Source organism: Stenotrophomonas sp. SMYL20, from assembly GCF_036320045.1.
Lineage (GTDB): Bacteria > Pseudomonadota > Gammaproteobacteria > Xanthomonadales > Xanthomonadaceae > Stenotrophomonas > Stenotrophomonas maltophilia_A.
Genome location: NZ_JAWIRT010000038.1, coordinates 1 through 17,780, shown reverse-complemented (window position 1 = coordinate 17,780; position 17,780 = coordinate 1). Strand labels below are relative to the sequence as shown.

Here is a 17,780-nt window from a genome sequence, read left to right as displayed (position 1 = left end):
ACCGCTTACCGGACACCGAGGATCAGACAATGCTCATTCCAGGCTTCACGGCAGGCGCGCAGGCGCCGGCCGAGCTGCATACCCGTTGGTCGCCGTGGCGTGCGCTGCTTGGCGTGCTGGCGCCGCAGCAACGCACCAGCACAGAGGCGGCGATGACCGACCGCACCGAGCTGGAAGCGCAGGTGGCCGCGCTGCATCGCGTGCAGGCCGTCATCGAGTTCGCGCTCGACGGCACCATCCTGCGGGCCAATGACAATTTCCTGCAGGCGATGGGTTACCGGCTGGAGGAGATCCAGGGCAAGCATCACTCCCTGTTCGTCGACCCCGAGCAGGCGCGCAGCGCGGAATACCGCGACTTCTGGGTGCGCCTGGGGCGTGGCGAATATGACGCCGGACAGTACCGCCGCTTCGGCAAAGGTCAGCGCGAGATCTGGATCCAGGCTTCGTACAACCCGGTGCTGGACCGCCAGGGGCGGCCGTACAAGGTGGTCAAGTTCGCGACCGACATCACCGCGCAGAAGCTGCAGGCGGCCGACTCGGCGGGGCAACTGGCCGCGATCGCCAAATCGCAGGCGGTGATCGAGTTCAGCATGGATGGCCGCATCCTGTCGGCCAATGACAATTTCCTGGCCGCTACCGGCTACAACCTGGACGAAGTGCGCGGGCAGCACCATTCGTTGTTTGTCGAGCCTGAGCATCGCAGCAGCGTCGAGTATCGCCAGTTCTGGGAGAAGCTCGGGCGCGGCGAATATGATGCCGGCCAGTATCGGCGCCTGGGCAAGGGCGGGCGCGAGGTCTGGATCCAGGCATCCTACAACCCGATCCTGGACCTCAATGGCAAGCCGTTCAAGGTCGTCAAGTACGCCACCGACATCACCGCGCAGGTGCACGAGAACCAGGCCATGCAGCGCGCCGTGGCGCAGACCCGCGAGGTGGTGGCTGCCGCCAAGCAGGGCGATCTGACCCAGCGCGTGGCCACCGCCGACAAGAACGGGTCGATCGCCGAACTGTGCGAAGGCGTGAATTCGCTGGTCGAGGCGATGGCCGCGATCATCGGCCAGATCAAGTTCGCCGCGGACACCATCGCAGTCGGCGCGACCGAAATCGCACAGGGCAACAGCGACCTCTCGCAGCGTACCGAGCAGCAGGCGGCCTCGCTGGAGGAAACCGCTGTGTCGATGAAAGGCCTGGCCGAGACCGTGCAGCGCACGGCCACCAACGCGCGCCAGGCCAGCCAGCTGGCCGGCGGAGCGGCCGACGTCGCCGCACGAGGCGGCACTGTGGTGCATGAGGTGGTCGAGACGATGGCGGTGATCAATGCCTCGTCGCGGCGCATCGTCGACATCATCGGAGTGATCGACGGCATCGCCTTCCAGACCAACATTCTCGCGCTGAACGCAGCGGTGGAGGCTGCGCGTGCCGGTGAACATGGCCGCGGCTTTGCCGTGGTTGCCACTGAGATCCGCGAGCTGTCGCAGCGTTCGGCCAGCGCAGCCAAGGAGATCAAGCACCTGATCGATGAGTCGGTTGCCAATGTGGGCGCCGGCACGGCGCAGGTTGAGAGCGCGGGCCGTACCATGGATGAAATCGTGACCAACGTGCGCCGGGTCAGTGACCTGATGACTGAAATCAGCACGGCCTCGCAGCAGCAGAGCGACGATATCCAGCAGATGAATCATGCGGTCGACCTGATCGATCAGGGCACCCAGCAGAACGCGGCCCTGGTCGAGGAGGCGTCGGCGGCGGCGCGCAGCATGGAAGAGCAGTCGGCGCAGCTGCTGCAGACCGTGGCCAGCTTCCGCGTGCAGGGCGGGGCCGGGCACCGGCACGGAACAGCGGGGCTGCACGCGGTCTAGGCACGGCGACCGGACGGGTCTTCCTTGCTATCGGTGTCGCCGCGTACGCAGTTGCGACCGGCATGTTTGGCGCGATACAGGGCCTGGTCGGCGCGTTCGACCAGGTCGCGCGGATCGCGGTCTTCGCCGGGTGCCTGCCAGGCCACGCCGATGCTGATGGTGACGGTGGCCTCGGGGGCGGGCAGGGCTGCGGCTTCGACCGAAGCGCGCAGCCGTTCGCCCAGGCCCAGTGCGTGGGCGGCATCGGGCGAGGGCAGGGCGGCGATGAACTCTTCGCCGCCATAGCGCGCCAGCAGATCGTCACCTCGTTGCAGGCAGCCATCAAGAATGGCGGCGACCGACTGCAGGCGACGATCGCCCTCCGGATGGCCATAGGTGTCATTGAGCCGTTTGAAGTGGTCGATGTCGATCATCAGTACCGCCAGCCCGAGTCCCTGGCGGCGTGCGCGGCCACGGGCATTGCCAAGGGATTCGTCGAAGCTGCGGCGGTTGCCCAGCCCAGTCAGCGGATCGCGCCGCGCCAGCGTTTCCAGCTCATCGCGCTGGCGCTGGATCTCCACCTGGCTCAGCACGCTGCGCAGGGCATAACCGAGCATGGCACCAATGAAGCCCACCGTGGCCAGGGTGGGCTGCAGGCGCGCGACCAGCAGCGCCACCATCATCAGCAGCAAGGGCAGCATCAACGGCACGCCGGCGTCGACGATGCGGCGCAGGCTGCGCGATACGTCCACCGCCGGATAGCGGCGCTTGCTGGCGGCCATGACGGCCAGCATCACGAACAGTCCGCTGATCAGCAGGTCCCCCCAGTTGCCGTCAGGCAGCTGCGGCTGGTAGGTGTTGATGTAGAACGCCAGCAGGAAGTAGCCCAGCGCGTAGATCGCAAGTGTCCGGAAGAAATCGCGGCGGTCGGGATTGTCCTCGGCCAGGAAGCGGATCAGCGCGAAGCAGAACACCAGGCTGTTCTGTAGGTTGCTCATGGCGTTCAGGCACTGCGTCCACAATGCGGCGTTGAAATGCGCCATCGCCCGCGTGTGCCCGAAGTACAGCAGCCACAGCAGTGCGATGATCAGCAGGTCCACCGCGCGGATGCAGCGGTTGCCGCCGCCCGGGCTGGCGGCTACGTAGGTCAGGGGGATGCGGTAGAACACGTACAGGATCAGCGAAGACACGGTCATCTGCGCAGGATCGAGGCCGGCCACATTGCGGTACAGCAGGGCGAGCAGGGCCAGCGAGAACAGGCCCACGGCAGCGCCCAGCGTCCGCCATTTGCAGGCCGCCTGGCGGCTGTCACGCGCACGCCGCACGCAGGCCAGTGCAGCCAGCAACGGCGCAGTGATCAGCATCAGGTAGGAGCCGACCGGGTCCTGCGGGCCAACAAAGGCAATGACGAGCGCGTGCGTGACCAGAAAAAACAGTGCCGCACGCAACGTCATGCATTCCCCCGCCCCCAGCTCCGGCTGGGATCACGATAGGCAGAAGCACGTGTGGCTTGCAAGAAAAGTGTGCGCTGCGTCTATTCCAAAGCTTGCCGGAAGTCGCAGTTGTGTTTCAGCATGGTGACGCGGAGCCTTCGACGCGGGCGTACATCCAGAAGTCACGGGGCTGTCCTCGAACCCGCCGGTAAGCGCGCAGCAGGCCTTCGCGCTGCATGCCGAGGCGTTCCAGCACGGCGATCGAGCGGGCGTTGCTGTCCAGGACAGTCGCCTGGATTCGGACCAGAGCGAGTGCGGCATGGCCCCATTCGAGCACCGCGCGTGCTGCGTGCGTGGCCAGTCCCTGACCCTGCCAGCGCGGATCGAGATCATAGGCAAGTTCGCCGCGGCCATGCGACAGGTCGATTCCGTTCAGGCCAACGGTGCCGATCAGCTGGCTGTCGGCGCCCACCAGCGCCCAGCGCTGGTCCGTTGCCGTGGGCAGGTAACCGGCGATCTGGCAGCGCAGTGCTCTTTCGGAAACGTCGCCCCAGCTGGTGTGCTCGGTCACGCCCGGCAGCGAGAGATAGCCGGCCCAGGCGGCAGCATCATCCACGTGCAGTGGACGCAGCCGTGCGGGCAGGGTGGCGGGGAGCGTGGGCAGGGCGGGCGTTGGCATCGTCGCCAGTGTCGGCGCTCCGGTCCTGAAAATGCAAAAGGCCAGGTCGGGGACCTGGCCTTTGATGCAGTGGTGCCGGTGAAAGGACTCGAACCTTCATGGGGTCACCCCCGGCTGATTTTGAGTCAGCTGCGTATACCATTCCGCCACACCGGCAGGCAGCGTGCGAGTGTAACCGAGGTCGGCACGGCTTTCATAGTGGGGAGGCCGATCGGGGCGCGTCCTGTCGGCTTCGGCCCTGTCATGGCTATACTGCGGCGGCTTGAATGCCTCCAGGAGCGGTAGCCGATGACAGTGTTGCAGGACCTGAGGGTGCTGGTGGTCGAGAACGACGAGATGAGTGCCGCACTGCTGCAGATGCAGCTGGTGCATGCCGGTGCGACGGTGGTGGGGCTGGCCGCGAGCGTGGCTGAAGCGCTGCGCCTGCTGCAGGCGTCGACCCCGGACGTGGCCCTGCTCGATTACCGCCTGGCCCGCAATGAGACCAGCGAGCCGGTGGCTGCGGCACTGTCGGCGCGCGGGGTGCCGTTCGTGTTGGCCACCGGGATGCAGGCCGAGCAGCTGCCCGAGCCGATGCTGGCCGGCGTGCTGCTGGTGAAGCCCTATCTCTCGGCAGATCTGAGCCAGGCGCTGGTACGCGCAGTGGGCCGCGCCAGCGCCAGCGCCTGATTGGCGCGTGCTGAAGCGGTGGGCGTATCCTGCCCGGGCCTGAATGCTCAGGCCTACAAGGAGAGTGGCATGAAGAAGTGGATCAAGCGCATGGTAGCTGCGGGTGTCCTTTCGATGGCGGTCTTCGGTGGTACGGCCTCTGCTGCGTGGTGTGGCCAGCCCTGTTTCCAGCTCTACAAGAGCTGCATCGCGCGGGGTGGAGAGGTCGAACAATGCCTGCAGGAACAGGCCTTCTGCGAAGAGGCGATGTGCGGCGGCAATCCCTGATCCATGAACCCCGCCCAGGCGGGGTTTTTCATCTGTGCGCGTTGTTCAGCCCGCTTCTTCGTATACGTAGCGGATCTCCTCGCGGTCGTCGAGGATGCGGTACTGCCGCGCCAGGTCATCCGGATCGGGATTGAGCCAGGCACCGAGGTGTTCCTTGCGGATGGGAACGACGCCGCGGTCATGGCCCGCAGCGGCGACGTCGTGCGGAGGCGTGTCGGTGATCGTGGCAAATGACAGGAGGCGACCTTCCGGTCCTTCCCATTCCGCCCACAGGCAGGCCAGCAGCAGGTCGCGCGGGGGATCGGGCCGGAACTCCAGCACCACGTCCTGATCCTTCTCATCGGCACCCAGCGTATGGCCGGCGATGGCATGGCGTGGCACGTGCTCATAGAACGCCTGCACCACCACCACGCCGTGGCGCAGCCCGAACGCACCGCGCCAATAGCCTTCCAGGCTGTCGCGCCGCGCGTTGTAGGTGCCCGGATATAGCACGTCGTTGCGCGCAGGCTTGTCCGGCAGCCGGCACTGGTAGCGCATCGGCTTGATCACGCGTTTGCCGCCCTCGCTGACCATCACCGGTGCGTAGGTACCGGGGAAAATACGGTTGTCGCGCGGCAGCAGCTGCACCCGGTGCAGGTCTTCCAGCCGAGCCTGCGCACGATCGATGCGGTTGCCGGCCACGCGCAGGTCGTTGCGTGCCTTCTGGGTGGGGCGGGTCGCCAGCGTGGCATTGGCAATATCGCGTCGCTCGCGCTGGCGGGCCAGCTCCGCTTCCAGATCCTGGCGTTCCTGCGCATGCCACTGCTGGATTTTCGCGACGATGTCGCGGCCCTGCTCGGTGCGCGCGCCGGCGAAGCCGTCATCCATCGCCTTGGGAGTTCTGGGGCGCTTCTTGCCAGGATCGTGCGCGTACAGCTCCGCGAATTCTTCCAGCGACAGGATGGCGCCGAACTCGCGCACCAGCTTGGCGTAGTCGGCGCGGATGAGGGCGGAATAGCACATGGGAACTCTGCGGGCGTGGGTCGCAGCAGCTGCGACATGGATGAGGCAGGATAGCCCGACCTACAGGGAGATAGCGCATGAATGATTCCGTCGCCTGCCAGTTCCGCGACGCCGTGCCCACGGTCGAAGACTATTGCCAGCTGCGTGTGCTGGCGGGCCTCAGTGCCAAGAGCCAGGAGGCGGCGGCACGTGCGCTGCCCAATACCCTGTATGGCGTGTGTGCCTACCAGGGTAACGAGCTGGTGGCGATGGGGCGCATCGTCGGCGATGGGGGCTGCCACCTGCAGGTCTGCGATATCGCTGTGTTGCCGCGCCTGCAGGGGCAGGGCCTGGGCAAGGAAGTGATGCGTCGCCTGGAGGGCTGGATGCAGGCGAACCTGCCGCCGTCGGCATACGTCAGCCTTCTGGCGGATGGTGAAGCGCACCGGTTGTACGCGCAGTTTGGTTTCGCACCCACCGCACCTGCATCGATCGGGATGTATCGCCGGTTCTGAGGTGTGGCCGAGTTGAAGCCATCCACGCATGGCGTGGATCTACTGGGCCAACCGGCCGCCGGATCCATCCCGGCCCTGCAGTAGATCCGCGCCATGCGTGGATAGGGCCTTCCCAGGAATCACAGGCAAAGAAAAACCCCGGCCGAAGCCGGGGTTTTAAAGAATTGGCGTCCCCACGGGGATTCGAACCCCGGTCGCCACCGTGAAAGGGTGATGTCCTAGGCCTCTAGACGATGGGGACGCACGAAAACTTCAAGTTGTAGATCCTTCGACGGCCTAATGTCGAAGTGGTGGAGCCAAGCGGGATCGAACCGCTGACCTCCTGCATGCCATGCAGGCGCTCTCCCAGCTGAGCTATGGCCCCAATGAAACTCCGGATGATCTGCCGGGAGCAGAGTCCGTTTTGAAACTGGCGTCCCCACGGGGATTCGAACCCCGGTCGCCACCGTGAAAGGGTGATGTCCTAGGCCTCTAGACGATGGGGACGCACGAAAAACTTCAAGTTGTAGAACTTTCGACGGCCTAATGTCGAAAGTGGTGGAGCCAAGCGGGATCGAACCGCTGACCTCCTGCATGCCATGCAGGCGCTCTCCCAGCTGAGCTATGGCCCCGTGTTACCGAGCCGCCTATCATACCTGCGTGTTCACGTTTGTGGAAGCTTTTTTTGAGCTTTTTTCGTTCCGGTTCAACCGCGACCACGAGGGCAGGGGAACCGCAACGCCACAACCTGAATGCCGGTAGGCGGTGAACAAAAAAGACCCGGTTATCGGCCGGGTCCTCGTTGTTCGTGATGAGTGGCGTCCCCACGGGGATTCGAACCCCGGTCGCCACCGTGAAAGGGTGATGTCCTAGGCCTCTAGACGATGGGGACGCAATTCTCATCAATGTTCTTTAGCGACCTTTCGACGGCCTAATGCCGAAAGATTGGTGGAGCCAAGCGGGATCGAACCGCTGACCTCCTGCATGCCATGCAGGCGCTCTCCCAGCTGAGCTATGGCCCCACGTCGCTGAGGAGCGAAATAATAGCCTTGCCCCAGGGGGTTGGCAAGCATTTGTTGCACTTTTCTTCACATGCGTTGCGAAGCCGATGTCAGTCGCCTTTCGCCTGTGCAGCGTCGTCGGTCAGTGCCGCCAGGATCGGGCACTGGTCCAGCGCGCCGTGACCTGGGCAGGCGTCGACCAGCAGCGAAAGTGCAGTGTGCATGCGTTGCAGCTCCGCCATCCGCTGTGCGATGTCCTGCAGGCGCGCCTGCGCGGTGTCGCGCACGCTGCCCATGTCCTGCGAATGGCGATCGCTCAATGCGAGCAGCTCGCCGATCTCTTCAAGGCTGAAGCCCAGCGCCTTGGCGCGGCGGATGAATCGCAGCCGGCGCAGGTCCTGCTCGCCGAAGATGCGGTAGCCACCCGCCGAGCGGGCCGCGGTCGGCAGCAGCTGCTGTCGTTCGTAGTAGCGCACCGTATCGATCGGTACGCCCGCCTGGCGGGCCAGTTGTCCAATGTTCATGGCGGATTCCTGCAGGGGCTGCCGACCATTGTGAAGCCTGGAGTCTGGTCGAGAGTCAAGGCTTGGCCCGGGTGCGCGCATTCAGCGCACTTTGCAACTTTCTTCATAGCCCCGCCGATGGACCAGTTCCTACCCTTCGCCTGAACCGGCCGTTCGATGGCCTGCAACGAACCGAGGAGGTGGTCTGTGGAAGGATTCAGGAACGAAGGATTCGTCGAGATCGCGGTGGTTGAATACCCGGGAGGTGATCCGTCTGCCGCCTCCGTACTGGCTGAAATGGCGCACGTTGCCAATCGCCTTGCCCAGCAGCAGCGTCGGCCGTTCAAGCGGGTGCTGGTCACCCGCTGGATCGTGCCGGCCAGCCAGACCGGGGTGCATCGTATTGCGGGTGCGGAAATGCTCGATGCGGCCATCCCGGCTGTGATCGCGGTTCCCGGCCAGATCAGTGCCGGCGCGTGCCTGCGCGCGGACGAGGTCCTGCTGGACTGGCTGCGCGCGCACTATGACGGCGGCAGCCTGCTGGCCGCCGCCAGTGATGGCGTCAGCGTGCTGGCACGTGCCGGGTTGCTGGCCGGGCGTACGGTCAGTGGCCCCGATCTCGGGCGCCATCCAGGCCTGCAGGCGCAGGCCGCGAGCTGGGTGCCGAGCGAGCGGGCGCTGGTGGATGACGGTGACCTGCTGACGGTCGGCGGGGCCCAGGCCTGGCGCTTCCTTGGCCTGCGACTGTTGTACCGGCTGCATGGGCAGGGCGTGGCCAGTGCGGTCGCACAGCAACTGGGCATCACCGTGCCCGCCACGATCCAGCAGGACCTGGAGCGCTTCAGCGCCAACTTCGCACATGGCGATCGTGATGTGCTGAAGGCACAGCGCTGGCTGCACACCACGGCGGCACGCGGCGCCACCCTTGCCGCGATCTGCGAGGTCTCCGGGCTGGAGCCGCGCACACTGCAGCGGAGGTTCCTCAAGGCCACCGGCCTGCGGCCGATCGAATACTGCCAACGGCTGCGCATCGCCAGGGCGCAGACCCTGCTGCAGCAGGGGGCGGGTATCGATGAGGTGGCGTGGGGTGTCGGCTACGCTGATCAGAGTGCTTTCCGCCGGTTGTTCCTGCGCATCGTTGGCATGACGCCGGCCAACTATCGGCGTCACGTCAGCAGCAAGCGTCGCGAGCGGCCCTTGATGCCGTCGGTGGCAGGCAGCCTGCGCGGGCTGCAATCGCCGTCGGTGATGCAACTGGGGCGCAGCGCGGCCTGATGTCGGCGGCATCGTCGCGCTTGCAACCGGAGCGCGACACTTCGACCATGCAGTCAGTGGACGATTGAACAGGTGGTCTGATGTCGAGCGTTGGGCCGGTGCCGATGCCGGTGGTGTTGATTCTCGTGTGCGCAGTGATTGCCATGGCCGTGGCGCGTCTATGGCCACGCAGAAAGGACGGCATGCCGCTGCCTTCTGCACCCAGCATGGTTCTGGACATGCTGCTGGTGGGCCTGCTGTGTGGTCGCATCAGCTTCGTGGCCTTGAACTTCGCCCTGTATCGCGAGGCGCCGTGGAGCATTCTGCAGATTGCCGATGGTGGCTACCACCTGGTGGTTGTCCTGGTTGCGGGATCGGCATGGGGGCTGTGGCGGGTGCGCCCATGGCGGGCGTTGCGCGCCCCGGTGCTGGGCGCGGCGTTGGCGGGTGTGCTGCTATGGGCGGGCGGTAGTCAGCTGCTGTCCGCATGGCAGGAGCGGCAGATGCCCTTGCCGGTACTGCAGGTTGCTGATCTGCAGGGGGGCAGGGTTGATCTGCAGCAGTTCCGGGGAAAACCGCTTGTGCTGAATCTCTGGGCGACCTGGTGCGGGCCCTGCCGGCGCGAGATGCCGGTCCTGGCTGCGGCGCAGCAGGCGCATGCGGACGTGCAGTTCGTGTTCCTCAACCAGGGTGAAACCCTTGAGGAGGTCCAGGGTTTCGTTGCGCGCGAACGGCTGCTGCACAACGTTTTGCTCGATGATGACGCTGCGGCATCCACGGTGCTGGGCGTGCAGGCCTATCCCTCGACCCTGTTCTTCGATGCCGAAGGGCGCCTGCGTGAACTGCACCTCGGCGAACTGACGGCAGCCGGTCTTGAACACAAACTGCGCCGGCTGCGGTAGCCTGCGCGGGCATCTCACTACGGAGTTCCCATGTTGTCGACTTCCCTGCGCACCGCCCCTGCGGTGCTGTTGCTGCCGGTCCTGCTGGCATTGGCTGCCTGCAGCCAGGCACAGACGCCACCGGGCAAGACCGCCGCGGCACCGGCAGCGAGCGCCACAGCCACGGCCAACAAGGGCGATCGCCCTGCGGTGCTGAAGGGCATCGAGAAGCATGGTTTCGAGGTCGTCGCAGAATTCGATGCCCCCGGTGGCCTGCGGGGCTTCGCCGGCGTGGTCGGCGGCCAGCAGCCGGCAGCGGCCTATGTCACTGCTGACGGCAAGAACGTACTGGTCGGCAGCCTGTTCGATGCGGAGGGCAACGATGTAGCCGCTGAGGCCGTTGAAAAGCTGGTGGCTTCGCCGATGTCGGCCAAGATGTGGACCAAGCTGGAAGCCAGCGCCTGGGTGCGTGATGGCAAGGCCGATGCGCCGCGCGTGGTCTATACCTTCAGCGATGCCAACTGCCCGTACTGCCACAAGTTCTGGGAAGCGGCACGGCCGTGGGTCGATGCCGGCAAGGTGCAGCTGCGTCACATCATGGTCGGCGTGATCCGCGAGGACAGCCCGGCCAAGGCCGCGGCGATCCTTGCCGCGCGTGACCCGAGTGCGGCGCTGCTGCAGAACGAGCACGATTTTGATCGCGGTGGCATCAAGGCGCTGCCGAACATCAGCCGCGAGATCGCTGGCAAGCTCGACGCCAATCAGGTGCTGATGATCGAGATGGGCTTCCAGGGCACACCGGGCATCCTGTTCCAGGACGCACAGGGCCAGGTGCAGCGTCGTGCGGGTCTGCCGCAGGGTGCCGATCTGCAGACGGTGCTTGGCCCGCGCTGAGTGGCGCCAGCCCCATGAAACATTGCGCAGGCCCGCATGGCAGCATGCGGGCCTGTCGCATTCCATGGCGGGCATTGCGGTTGCGGGCCCGCGCAACAGTGGTTCATCGTCACGTCTGAATCGTGACTGACATCAAGCATCCCGCCTTGATTCCAATCAAGGCCAAAAACGACAGGCGGATTAGCCTGTGACGCATGGAATACAGCGTCAATGCGCGATGGATGCCGCGCTCGCCACGCCCTGATCAGGGTCGGCTGGCACAGCCATTCACGACACTCTCACTCCGTGCTTGTTACCCAGACCGTTGCGGTCGCCACCTCTCTGGCAGCGCGGCCTTGATGGCGTCGACATCGGTGCGGGCAGGACAGTGTCATCGTCCTGTTGCCTGCCATGCGCAGGCTGGCCGGTGTCGTCGACGCAGTATCCGCATTTCCAGCAACGGCAGCACGAGGCCGGAGTGGCGCATGCGTGCGTCCTGTCTGCGTGCTGCGAACAGGGGTCGTCCAGGGAGGATGCAATGCGCGTGGCGGTACTGAGCCTGGCCTGTGTGACAGCACTGGCGATCACGCCGGCGTATGCACAGGTGGATGACAAGGAGGACGCGCAGGCGCTGCGTCGTGAGATTGCGGCCATGCGGCAGGCGCTGGAGGGCATGCAGCAGCGTTTGGACCGCCTTGAGCAGCGCGACGCAACCGTTGCGCCTGCTACAGCACAGGCACCCGCCGCCGTGGTCGCGCCTGCCAGCACTGCCAACCTGCTGCACCCCACCCAGGTACCGGGCGTGGCACAGCCGGTGCTGCCGCAGCGCGAATCGGTGGCCGATCCGTCCACCGCCGCGTCGCGACCGGACAGTGCGGCCGGCCCGACCGATCCGGATCTGAAGGGCTTCTTCGCCGTTCCGGGTACTGACACGGTGATCCGTATCGGCGGCTACGCCAAGCTGGATGCCATCGCCGATTCGCGTGCAGCGGGGGATGAGGATCAGTTCATTCCCTCGTCGATGCCGGTCGGTGGCAGTCATCGTGATGTCTCGAACTTCAACTTCCATGCCAAGCAGACCCGCTTCAGTTTCGAGGCGCGACGTCCGACCACGCACGGCAACCTGCGCTTCTACCTGGAGAACGACTTCTTCGGCAGTAGTGACGGCTACGAATTCCGGCTGCGCCATGCCTATGGCCAGCTCGGCAATACCTATGCCGGTTACGGCTACTCCAGCTTCATGGATCCGGACAGCCTGCCCGACACATTGGATTTCGAAGGTCCCGGCGGTGCCGGCTACCTGCTGGTGGCAGGCATCCACCACAGTTTCGCGATGGGCAAGGGCAACACCCTGACCGTCGCCGCCGAAGATCCGAAGACCGAACTGGCCGGCGCCAGCGATGGGCGAGCGGCAGTGAACCGCCTGCCCGACGTGACGGTGACCGCGCGCATGGAGCGCGACTGGGGCCACCTGCAGCTGGGTGCGGTGGCACGCAGCCTGGCCTATGACGGCGATGGCGAGCGCGACCGGCGTATGGCCGGTGGCCTGCAACTCAGCGGTTCGGCCTCGGTAGGCGAGCGCGACCTGCTGCTGTTCGGTGCCCTCGGCGGGCGCGGCCTCAGCCGTTACACCGCCGACCTGACCGGCTCCGGGCTGGACGCGGTGGTCGGTGCCGATGGCCGCCTTGATGCGCTGGACCTGCACGGTGGGTTCGTTGGCTACACCCACTACTGGTCCGAGCTGTGGCGTTCGAACCTGATCTTCGGCCAGCTGACCCTGGAGCGGAATGCTGCATTGGCAGCCGACGCATTCCGTCAGAGCCGCTACGGCGTGTTCAACCTGATCTGGAGCCCGGCACCGTCGTGGACGATGGGCATGGAGCTGCTGTACGGCCGCCTGGAACAGCAGAGCGGCGCACGCGGCGACACGGTCCGGGTGCAGGGCAGTCTGCAATACAACTTCATCAAATAGGCGCCAGCGGTCGTACGCCAGCGTAACCGTCCCCACGCCCGGTTGTACCGGGCTCATGCCAGTACAGGAGATTGTCATGGCAGAAGCAAAGAAAATCGGGGTGGTCGGAGCCACCTTCCTCGTCGCCGGCAACATGATGGGCTCAGGCGTGTTCCTGTTGCCGTCCAGTCTGGCCAAGATCGGCACCGCCTCGATCTGGGGCTGGCTGATCACCACCGCCGGTGCGCTGCTGCTGGCCTTCGTATTCGCCAAGCTGGGCAAGCTGGCACCGAAGGCCGGCGGTCCCTATGCCTATGCGCGTGACTGGTTCGGGCCCTACATGGGCTTCCAGACCAATACCATCTACTGGTTCGCCAACTGGATCGGCAACGTCGCCATTCCTATCGCGGCGGTGGGCTACTTCAGCTACTTCTTCCCGATCCTGTCCGAGCCGCTGGTGCGCTGCATCGCGGTGCTTGTGCTGGTGTGGGCGCTGAGCTTCGCCAACATGATCGGCCCGGCCTTCGTCAGCCGCGTGCAGACGGTCACCACCAGCTTCGCGCTGGTGCCGATCCTGGGTATCGCCATCTTCGGCTGGTTCTTCTTCGATGCCGACATCTTCAAGGGCGCCTACAACGTGTCCGGTGAATCCAACTTCGGCGCGATCTCCAGTGCCGCGGCACTGACCCTGTGGGCCTTCATCGGCGTCGAATCCGCTTCGGTGACTGCCGGCGTGGTGGAGAATCCGGAAAAGAACGTGGCCCGCGCCACCCTGGCGGGCGTGTTCCTGGCTGCCATCGCCTACATCGCCAGTTCGTCGGTGATCATGGGCATGGTGCCCAATGGCGAGCTGCAGACCTCCGATGCTCCGTTCGCACTGGCTGCCGCCAAAGCCGTCGGTGGCTGGGGCGGCGCGCTGGTGAGCCTGTGTGCCTTCATCGGCGCTGCCGGTTCGCTGGGCGGCTGGATCCTGCTGACCGCACAGAGTGCCAAGGCGGCCTCCGATGATGGCCTGTTCCCGAGCATCTTCAGCAAGACCAACAAGGACGACGTGCCGGTCAAGGGCGTGCTGATCGTGGCGGTGCTGATGACCCTGGCGGTGCTGGTCACCTCCACCTCGGAAACCGCGTCGGCCCAGTTCGACGTGATCACGTCGGCGGCGGTGGTGCTGACCCTGCTGCCCTACATCTACTCGTGCGTGGCCTGCTACTTCGTGGTCGAGCGTTCGCACACCCTGGTCCACACCGGTGCGTTCTGGACACTGACCAGCCTGACCGTCGTGTACTGCCTGTGGGCGATCTACGGCTCGTCGGGAACCATCGTGCAGTACGCCTTCCTGTTCGTGCTGTTCATCACCGTGTTCTATCCCTTCTTCAGCGAGGAGCGCCGCCAGCAGCGGCAGCGCGCCCGCGAGGCATCGGCCATCAGCGCCGGCGCCCAGCGTTCCTGAGTTAGACAAGGAGAATCAACGTGTACTTCAAGTCCCTGGACTATCCGGTCATTGTCATCGACAACGACTACGAGTCGCCGCGCATCGGCGGCATCCTGATCCGCGCCCTGGTGGAGGAGCTGCGCAGCAACGACCAGCGCGTGCTGTGCGGCCTGAACCTGGATGATGCCCGCGCCGGTGCCCGCACCTACGTGGCGGCCTCGGCGGTGCTGATCTCGATCGACGGCAGTGAAGAGGTGGATGGCGAGTTCCAGCGCCTGACCGCCTTCCTGCGCGAGCAGAGCGCACGCCGCGCCAATCTGCCGGTGTTCCTGTACGGCGAGCGCCGCACCATCGAGAAGGTGCCGAGCAAGCTGCTCAAGTACATCCACGGTTTCATCTTCCTGTTCGAAGATACCAAGAGCTTCATCTCGCGGCAGGTGATGCGCGCGGCCGAAGACTACATGAAGAACCTGCTGCCGCCGTTCTTCAAGGCGTTGATCCACCATGCAGCCGAGTCGAACTACTCCTGGCACACCCCGGGCCATGCCGGCGGCGTGGCGTTCACCAAGTCGCCGGTCGGCCGTGCATTCCATCAGTTCTACGGCGAGAACACCCTGCGCAGCGATCTGTCGATCTCGGTGCCGGAGCTGGGTTCGCTGCTCGATCACACCGGCCCGATCAAGGACGCCGAGAACGAGGCGGCACGCAACTTCGGTGCCGACCATACGTTCTTTGTCACCAACGGCACCTCCACCGCCAACAAGATCGTCTGGCATGGCACGGTGGCGCGCGGTGACGTGGTGTTCGTCGATCGCAACTGCCACAAGTCGCTGCTGCACGCGCTGATCATGACCGGTGCGGTGCCGGTGTACTTCACGCCCAGCCGCAACGCGCACGGCATCATCGGCCCGATCAGCCTGGACCAGTTCACGCCGGAGTCGCTGCAGCAGCGCATCGCTGCCAACCCGCTGGCCAGCCAGGCCTACAAGGCCGGCTCCAAGCCGCGCATCGCGGTGGTCACCAACTCGACCTACGACGGCCTGTGCTACAACGCCGAGAAGATCGCCGACGAGATCGGCAGCGCGGTCGACTTCCTGCATTTCGACGAAGCGTGGTATGCCTATGCTGCGTTCCATCCGTTCTACGAGAACCACTACGGCATGGCCAAGGGCAAGCCGCGTGAGCAGGATGCGATCATCTTCACCACGCATTCCACCCACAAGCTGCTGGCTGCATTCTCGCAGGCGTCGATGATCCACGTGCGCAACTCGGCGCAACGCAACCTGGATGCCGAGCGCTTCAACGAGTCGTTCATGATGCATACCTCGACCAGCCCGCACTACGGGGTGATCGCGGCCTGTGACGTGGCCTCGAAGATGATGGAAGGCGACGCGGGCCGCTCGCTTGTACAGGAAATGCACGACGAGGCCATCGCCTTCCGCCGCGCGATGCTGCACGTGCGCGACGACCTCGGTCGCGACGACTGGTGGTTCAGCGTGTGGCAGCCGACCCAGGTCGAGCGCAGCCTGGACAAGGGCGATACACCGGCGCCGCTGGTGGCCAAGCGCGAGGAGTGGTACCTGCAGCCGGATGCGCACTGGCACGGTTTCGAGAACCTGGTCGATGACTATGTGCTGATCGATCCGATCAAGGTGACCCTGCTGACGCCGGGCCTGGCGATGGACGGCAGCATGGGCAAGCTGGGCATCCCGGCGGCGGTGCTGAGCAAGTTCCTGTGGGGCCGCGGCATCACCGTGGAGAAGACCAACCTGTACTCGGTGCTGTTCCTGTTCTCGATGGGCATCACCAAGGGCAAGTGGAGCACCCTGGTCACCGAGCTGATGGCGTTCAAGGAGCTCTACGATCGCAATGCGCCGCTGAGCCAGGCACTGCCGACGCTGGTCGCCGACTATCCGAATGCCTACGCCGGCTGGGGCCTGCGTGACCTGTGCGATGCGCTGCATGCATTCAACCAGGAATTTGCCGTGGCCAAGGTGATGCGCGAGATGTACGTGGATCTGCCGACGCCGGTGATGACCCCGGCCGATGCCTACAACCACCTGGTGAAGGGCGAGATCGAACGGGTCGACATCGAGCAGATCAGTGGCCGCATTGCGGCGACCATGCTGGTGCCGTACCCGCCGGGCATCCCGACCATCATGCCGGGCGAGCGCTTCGGCGACAGCGACGAGCCGATCATCCAGTCGCTGCGCATCGCCCGCGAGCAGAATGCGCGTTTCCCGGGCTTCGAGTCGGACGTGCACGGGCTCATCATCGAGCAGGAGGGTGATGCGGTTTCGTACAAGGTGGAGGTGCTGAAGGCCTGACCGGCAACGGTCGGCCGTTCGGCGAACGATGGATACCGCGCGCGAGCAACGCATCCTGAAGTTCTCGATCGGGGTCACCCTGGCGGTCAGCGCGGTCGGCTTCATCGGTGGCCTGCTGGTGGGATCGCAGGCCATCCTGTTCGACGGCGTGTACAGCCTGGTCGATGTCGCCCTGACCCTGGTGTCGTTGTCGGTGCTGCGGCTGGTAGCGCGGGAACAGAGCCCGCGCTTCCAGTACGGCTACTGGCATCTGGAGCCGATGGTCGAGGCGTTGGGTGGGGTTATCCTGTCGCTGGCCTGCGTGTACGCGCTGGCCAACGCCGTGATCGGTTTGACCACGGGCGGGCACGAAGTGAAGTTCGGGCCCGCGCTGTGGTGGGCGGCATTGCTGAGTGCCAGCAACCTGGCGATGGCGGCGTTCGTCGCGCAGCGGGCGCGGCATCTGTGCTCCGCGCTGTTGTGGCTGGATGTACGGGGCTGGCTGCTGGGCGGGTTGATGAGCCTGGCAGTGGTACTGGCCTTTGTGTTGGCGCTGGTCCTGCACGGTGGCGAGTGGCACCACTGGGTGCCGTACCTGGATTCGATCGTGCTGGCGTTGATCAGCCTGGCGGTGTTGCCGGTGCCGGCACGGGGTGCCTGGAAGGCCATGCGCGAAGTGCTGCAGGTGGCACCGGATGATCTGGACCGGCGCGTGCAGCGGGTGATGCAGGCGTTCGTCGCCGAGCGTGGCTATGCCGGTTTCACCAGCCATGTGGCGAAGATGGGGCGGATGCGCTTCATCGAGATCCACGTGCTGGCCGACCCGGCCACGCCGCTGGGTTCAGTGGGCGAGGTCGATGCGATGCGTGACGAGATTGCGGTGCGGCTGGATGCGCGGGGCAGCACGTTCTGGTTGACCATTGATTTCACCGCAGACCCAGCGTGGACGTGACCACGCTTCTGTAGAGTCGAGATCCTATGTTCGTGGTCAAGCCTGCTGGAAGCAGGCTTGACCCACCTTCAGCATGGCCGGATCGAAGTCCCGGCCGCTTTTGAAGACACCCCAGGCGATCCTGGCCAGCTTTCTGGCCAGGATGTTGAAGACGGCGGTGCTGGGGTGACCGCGTTTTGACAGCTCGTCGTAGAGCGGTTGCCCCCGACGACACCGCTTGAGCCCCATGGCGGCCATGTAGAGCATCTGGCGCAGCACTGGCGCGCCCT

General features: G+C 65.3%; 15 protein-coding genes, 7 tRNA genes and 1 pseudogene. 11 read left to right on the top strand and 12 right to left on the bottom strand.

Annotation, left to right across the window (positions count from 1 at the left end; all coding sequences use genetic code 11):
• Positions 1-29 precede the first annotated feature (29 nt).
• Entirely contained in the window at positions 30-1,856 is a 1,827-nt protein-coding gene (locus V3B48_RS20080) for a methyl-accepting chemotaxis protein (protein WP_164081375.1), read from the top strand.
• Here V3B48_RS20080 and V3B48_RS20075 read toward each other — a convergent pair.
• The 3 genes from V3B48_RS20075 to V3B48_RS20065 all read right to left on the bottom strand — a co-directional run bounded on the left by V3B48_RS20075 (position 1,853) and on the right by V3B48_RS20065 (position 4,103).
• A complete protein-coding gene (locus V3B48_RS20075; RefSeq protein WP_329894297.1) occupies positions 1,853-3,289 on the bottom strand; it encodes a GGDEF domain-containing protein in 1,437 nt (478 codons plus the stop codon). The two genes, V3B48_RS20080 and V3B48_RS20075, sit on opposite strands and share 4 nt — an antisense overlap.
• A 115-nt stretch (positions 3,290-3,404) precedes the next feature.
• Positions 3,405-3,947, bottom strand: a complete 543-nt coding sequence (locus V3B48_RS20070; RefSeq protein WP_032129386.1) for a GNAT family protein — start codon at positions 3,945-3,947, stop codon at positions 3,405-3,407.
• Between the two features lie 70 nt (positions 3,948-4,017).
• Positions 4,018-4,103, bottom strand: a tRNA-Leu gene (locus tag V3B48_RS20065).
• A gap of 132 nt (positions 4,104-4,235) precedes the next feature.
• Between V3B48_RS20065 and V3B48_RS20060 the strand changes: the two genes are divergently transcribed.
• Both V3B48_RS20060 and V3B48_RS20055 read left to right on the top strand, forming a co-directional pair.
• Positions 4,236-4,616 carry a response regulator gene (locus V3B48_RS20060; RefSeq protein WP_032129385.1) on the top strand — a complete coding sequence of 127 codons (381 nt, stop codon included), beginning with the start codon at positions 4,236-4,238 and terminating at the stop codon, positions 4,614-4,616.
• A gap of 69 nt (positions 4,617-4,685) precedes the next feature.
• Positions 4,686-4,883 (top strand): hypothetical protein, encoded by a 198-nt coding sequence (locus V3B48_RS20055; RefSeq protein WP_010484956.1) that lies wholly within the window; start codon positions 4,686-4,688, stop codon positions 4,881-4,883.
• Between the two features lie 45 nt (positions 4,884-4,928).
• Here the strand turns inward: V3B48_RS20055 and V3B48_RS20050 are convergent, their stop codons facing one another.
• Entirely contained in the window at positions 4,929-5,885 is a 957-nt protein-coding gene (locus V3B48_RS20050) for an SOS response-associated peptidase family protein (RefSeq protein ID WP_329894296.1), read from the bottom strand.
• Positions 5,886-5,962: 77 nt separating this feature from the next.
• Between V3B48_RS20050 and V3B48_RS20045 the strand changes: the two genes are divergently transcribed.
• On the top strand, positions 5,963-6,379 hold the full coding sequence (locus V3B48_RS20045) for a GNAT family N-acetyltransferase (RefSeq protein ID WP_010484960.1): 417 nt from the start codon (positions 5,963-5,965) through the stop codon (positions 6,377-6,379).
• Positions 6,380-6,544: 165 nt separating this feature from the next.
• Here V3B48_RS20045 and V3B48_RS20040 read toward each other — a convergent pair.
• The 7 genes from V3B48_RS20040 to V3B48_RS20010 form a co-directional block, all read right to left on the bottom strand.
• A tRNA-Glu gene (locus tag V3B48_RS20040) sits at positions 6,545-6,620 on the bottom strand.
• 47 nt (positions 6,621-6,667) lie between these two features.
• Positions 6,668-6,743: transfer RNA gene (locus V3B48_RS20035), tRNA-Ala, on the bottom strand.
• Positions 6,744-6,789: 46 nt separating this feature from the next.
• A tRNA-Glu gene (locus V3B48_RS20030) sits at positions 6,790-6,865 on the bottom strand.
• 49 nt (positions 6,866-6,914) lie between these two features.
• Positions 6,915-6,990: transfer RNA gene (locus V3B48_RS20025), tRNA-Ala, on the bottom strand.
• 184 nt (positions 6,991-7,174) lie between these two features.
• A tRNA-Glu gene (locus tag V3B48_RS20020) sits at positions 7,175-7,250 on the bottom strand.
• Between the two features lie 54 nt (positions 7,251-7,304).
• A tRNA-Ala gene (locus V3B48_RS20015) sits at positions 7,305-7,380 on the bottom strand.
• 89 nt (positions 7,381-7,469) lie between these two features.
• Positions 7,470-7,883 (bottom strand): heavy metal-responsive transcriptional regulator, encoded by a 414-nt coding sequence (locus tag V3B48_RS20010; protein WP_032129382.1) that lies wholly within the window; start codon positions 7,881-7,883, stop codon positions 7,470-7,472.
• A gap of 186 nt (positions 7,884-8,069) precedes the next feature.
• On the opposite strand from V3B48_RS20010, the gene V3B48_RS20005 reads away from it, so the two are divergent.
• From V3B48_RS20005 to V3B48_RS19975, 7 genes are all read left to right on the top strand, one after another.
• Complete coding sequence (locus V3B48_RS20005; RefSeq protein WP_121503557.1) at positions 8,070-9,137, top strand: helix-turn-helix domain-containing protein; 1,068 nt, start codon at positions 8,070-8,072, stop codon at positions 9,135-9,137.
• 80 nt (positions 9,138-9,217) lie between these two features.
• Positions 9,218-10,018 carry a TlpA disulfide reductase family protein gene (locus V3B48_RS20000; protein WP_329894295.1) on the top strand — a complete coding sequence of 267 codons (801 nt, stop codon included), beginning with the start codon at positions 9,218-9,220 and terminating at the stop codon, positions 10,016-10,018.
• 30 nt (positions 10,019-10,048) lie between these two features.
• Positions 10,049-10,891 (top strand): thiol:disulfide interchange protein DsbG, encoded by an 843-nt coding sequence (dsbG, locus tag V3B48_RS19995; protein WP_032129379.1) that lies wholly within the window; start codon positions 10,049-10,051, stop codon positions 10,889-10,891.
• Between the two features lie 517 nt (positions 10,892-11,408).
• Positions 11,409-12,842: a DcaP family trimeric outer membrane transporter gene (locus V3B48_RS19990; RefSeq protein ID WP_329894294.1), complete on the top strand. Its 1,434-nt coding sequence runs from the start codon at positions 11,409-11,411 to the stop codon at positions 12,840-12,842.
• A 76-nt stretch (positions 12,843-12,918) separates the two neighbouring features.
• Positions 12,919-14,271 carry an arginine/agmatine antiporter gene (adiC, locus tag V3B48_RS19985; protein ID WP_006461445.1) on the top strand — a complete coding sequence of 451 codons (1,353 nt, stop codon included), beginning with the start codon at positions 12,919-12,921 and terminating at the stop codon, positions 14,269-14,271.
• A gap of 20 nt (positions 14,272-14,291) precedes the next feature.
• Entirely contained in the window at positions 14,292-16,580 is a 2,289-nt protein-coding gene (locus V3B48_RS19980) for an Orn/Lys/Arg decarboxylase N-terminal domain-containing protein (protein ID WP_049398423.1), read from the top strand.
• A 28-nt stretch (positions 16,581-16,608) separates the two neighbouring features.
• Positions 16,609-17,511, top strand: a complete 903-nt coding sequence (locus V3B48_RS19975) for a cation diffusion facilitator family transporter (RefSeq protein WP_329894293.1) — start codon at positions 16,609-16,611, stop codon at positions 17,509-17,511.
• 36 nt (positions 17,512-17,547) lie between these two features.
• Here V3B48_RS19975 and V3B48_RS19970 read toward each other — a convergent pair.
• A pseudogene (locus V3B48_RS19970) lies at positions 17,548-17,780 on the bottom strand (IS110 family transposase); the annotation flags it as partial.

What these genes read in the sequence shown, in the direction of transcription:
- V3B48_RS20080 (WP_164081375.1), top strand. Translation starts at nt 30, where the DNA reads ATGCTCATTCCAGGCTTCACGGCAGGCGCGCAGGCGCCGGCCGAGCTG.
- V3B48_RS20075 (WP_329894297.1), bottom strand. Translation starts at nt 3,289, where the DNA reads ATGACGTTGCGTGCGGCACTGTTTTTTCTGGTCACGCACGCGCTCGTC.
- V3B48_RS20070 (WP_032129386.1), bottom strand. Translation starts at nt 3,947, where the DNA reads ATGCCAACGCCCGCCCTGCCCACGCTCCCCGCCACCCTGCCCGCACGG.
- V3B48_RS20060 (WP_032129385.1), top strand. Translation starts at nt 4,236, where the DNA reads ATGACAGTGTTGCAGGACCTGAGGGTGCTGGTGGTCGAGAACGACGAG.
- V3B48_RS20055 (WP_010484956.1), top strand. Translation starts at nt 4,686, where the DNA reads ATGAAGAAGTGGATCAAGCGCATGGTAGCTGCGGGTGTCCTTTCGATG.
- V3B48_RS20050 (WP_329894296.1), bottom strand. Translation starts at nt 5,885, where the DNA reads ATGTGCTATTCCGCCCTCATCCGCGCCGACTACGCCAAGCTGGTGCGC.
- V3B48_RS20045 (WP_010484960.1), top strand. Translation starts at nt 5,963, where the DNA reads ATGAATGATTCCGTCGCCTGCCAGTTCCGCGACGCCGTGCCCACGGTC.
- V3B48_RS20010 (WP_032129382.1), bottom strand. Translation starts at nt 7,883, where the DNA reads ATGAACATTGGACAACTGGCCCGCCAGGCGGGCGTACCGATCGATACG.
- V3B48_RS20000 (WP_329894295.1), top strand. Translation starts at nt 9,218, where the DNA reads ATGTCGAGCGTTGGGCCGGTGCCGATGCCGGTGGTGTTGATTCTCGTG.
- dsbG (WP_032129379.1), top strand. Translation starts at nt 10,049, where the DNA reads ATGTTGTCGACTTCCCTGCGCACCGCCCCTGCGGTGCTGTTGCTGCCG.
- V3B48_RS19990 (WP_329894294.1), top strand. Translation starts at nt 11,409, where the DNA reads ATGCGCGTGGCGGTACTGAGCCTGGCCTGTGTGACAGCACTGGCGATC.
- adiC (WP_006461445.1), top strand. Translation starts at nt 12,919, where the DNA reads ATGGCAGAAGCAAAGAAAATCGGGGTGGTCGGAGCCACCTTCCTCGTC.
- V3B48_RS19975 (WP_329894293.1), top strand. Translation starts at nt 16,609, where the DNA reads ATGGATACCGCGCGCGAGCAACGCATCCTGAAGTTCTCGATCGGGGTC.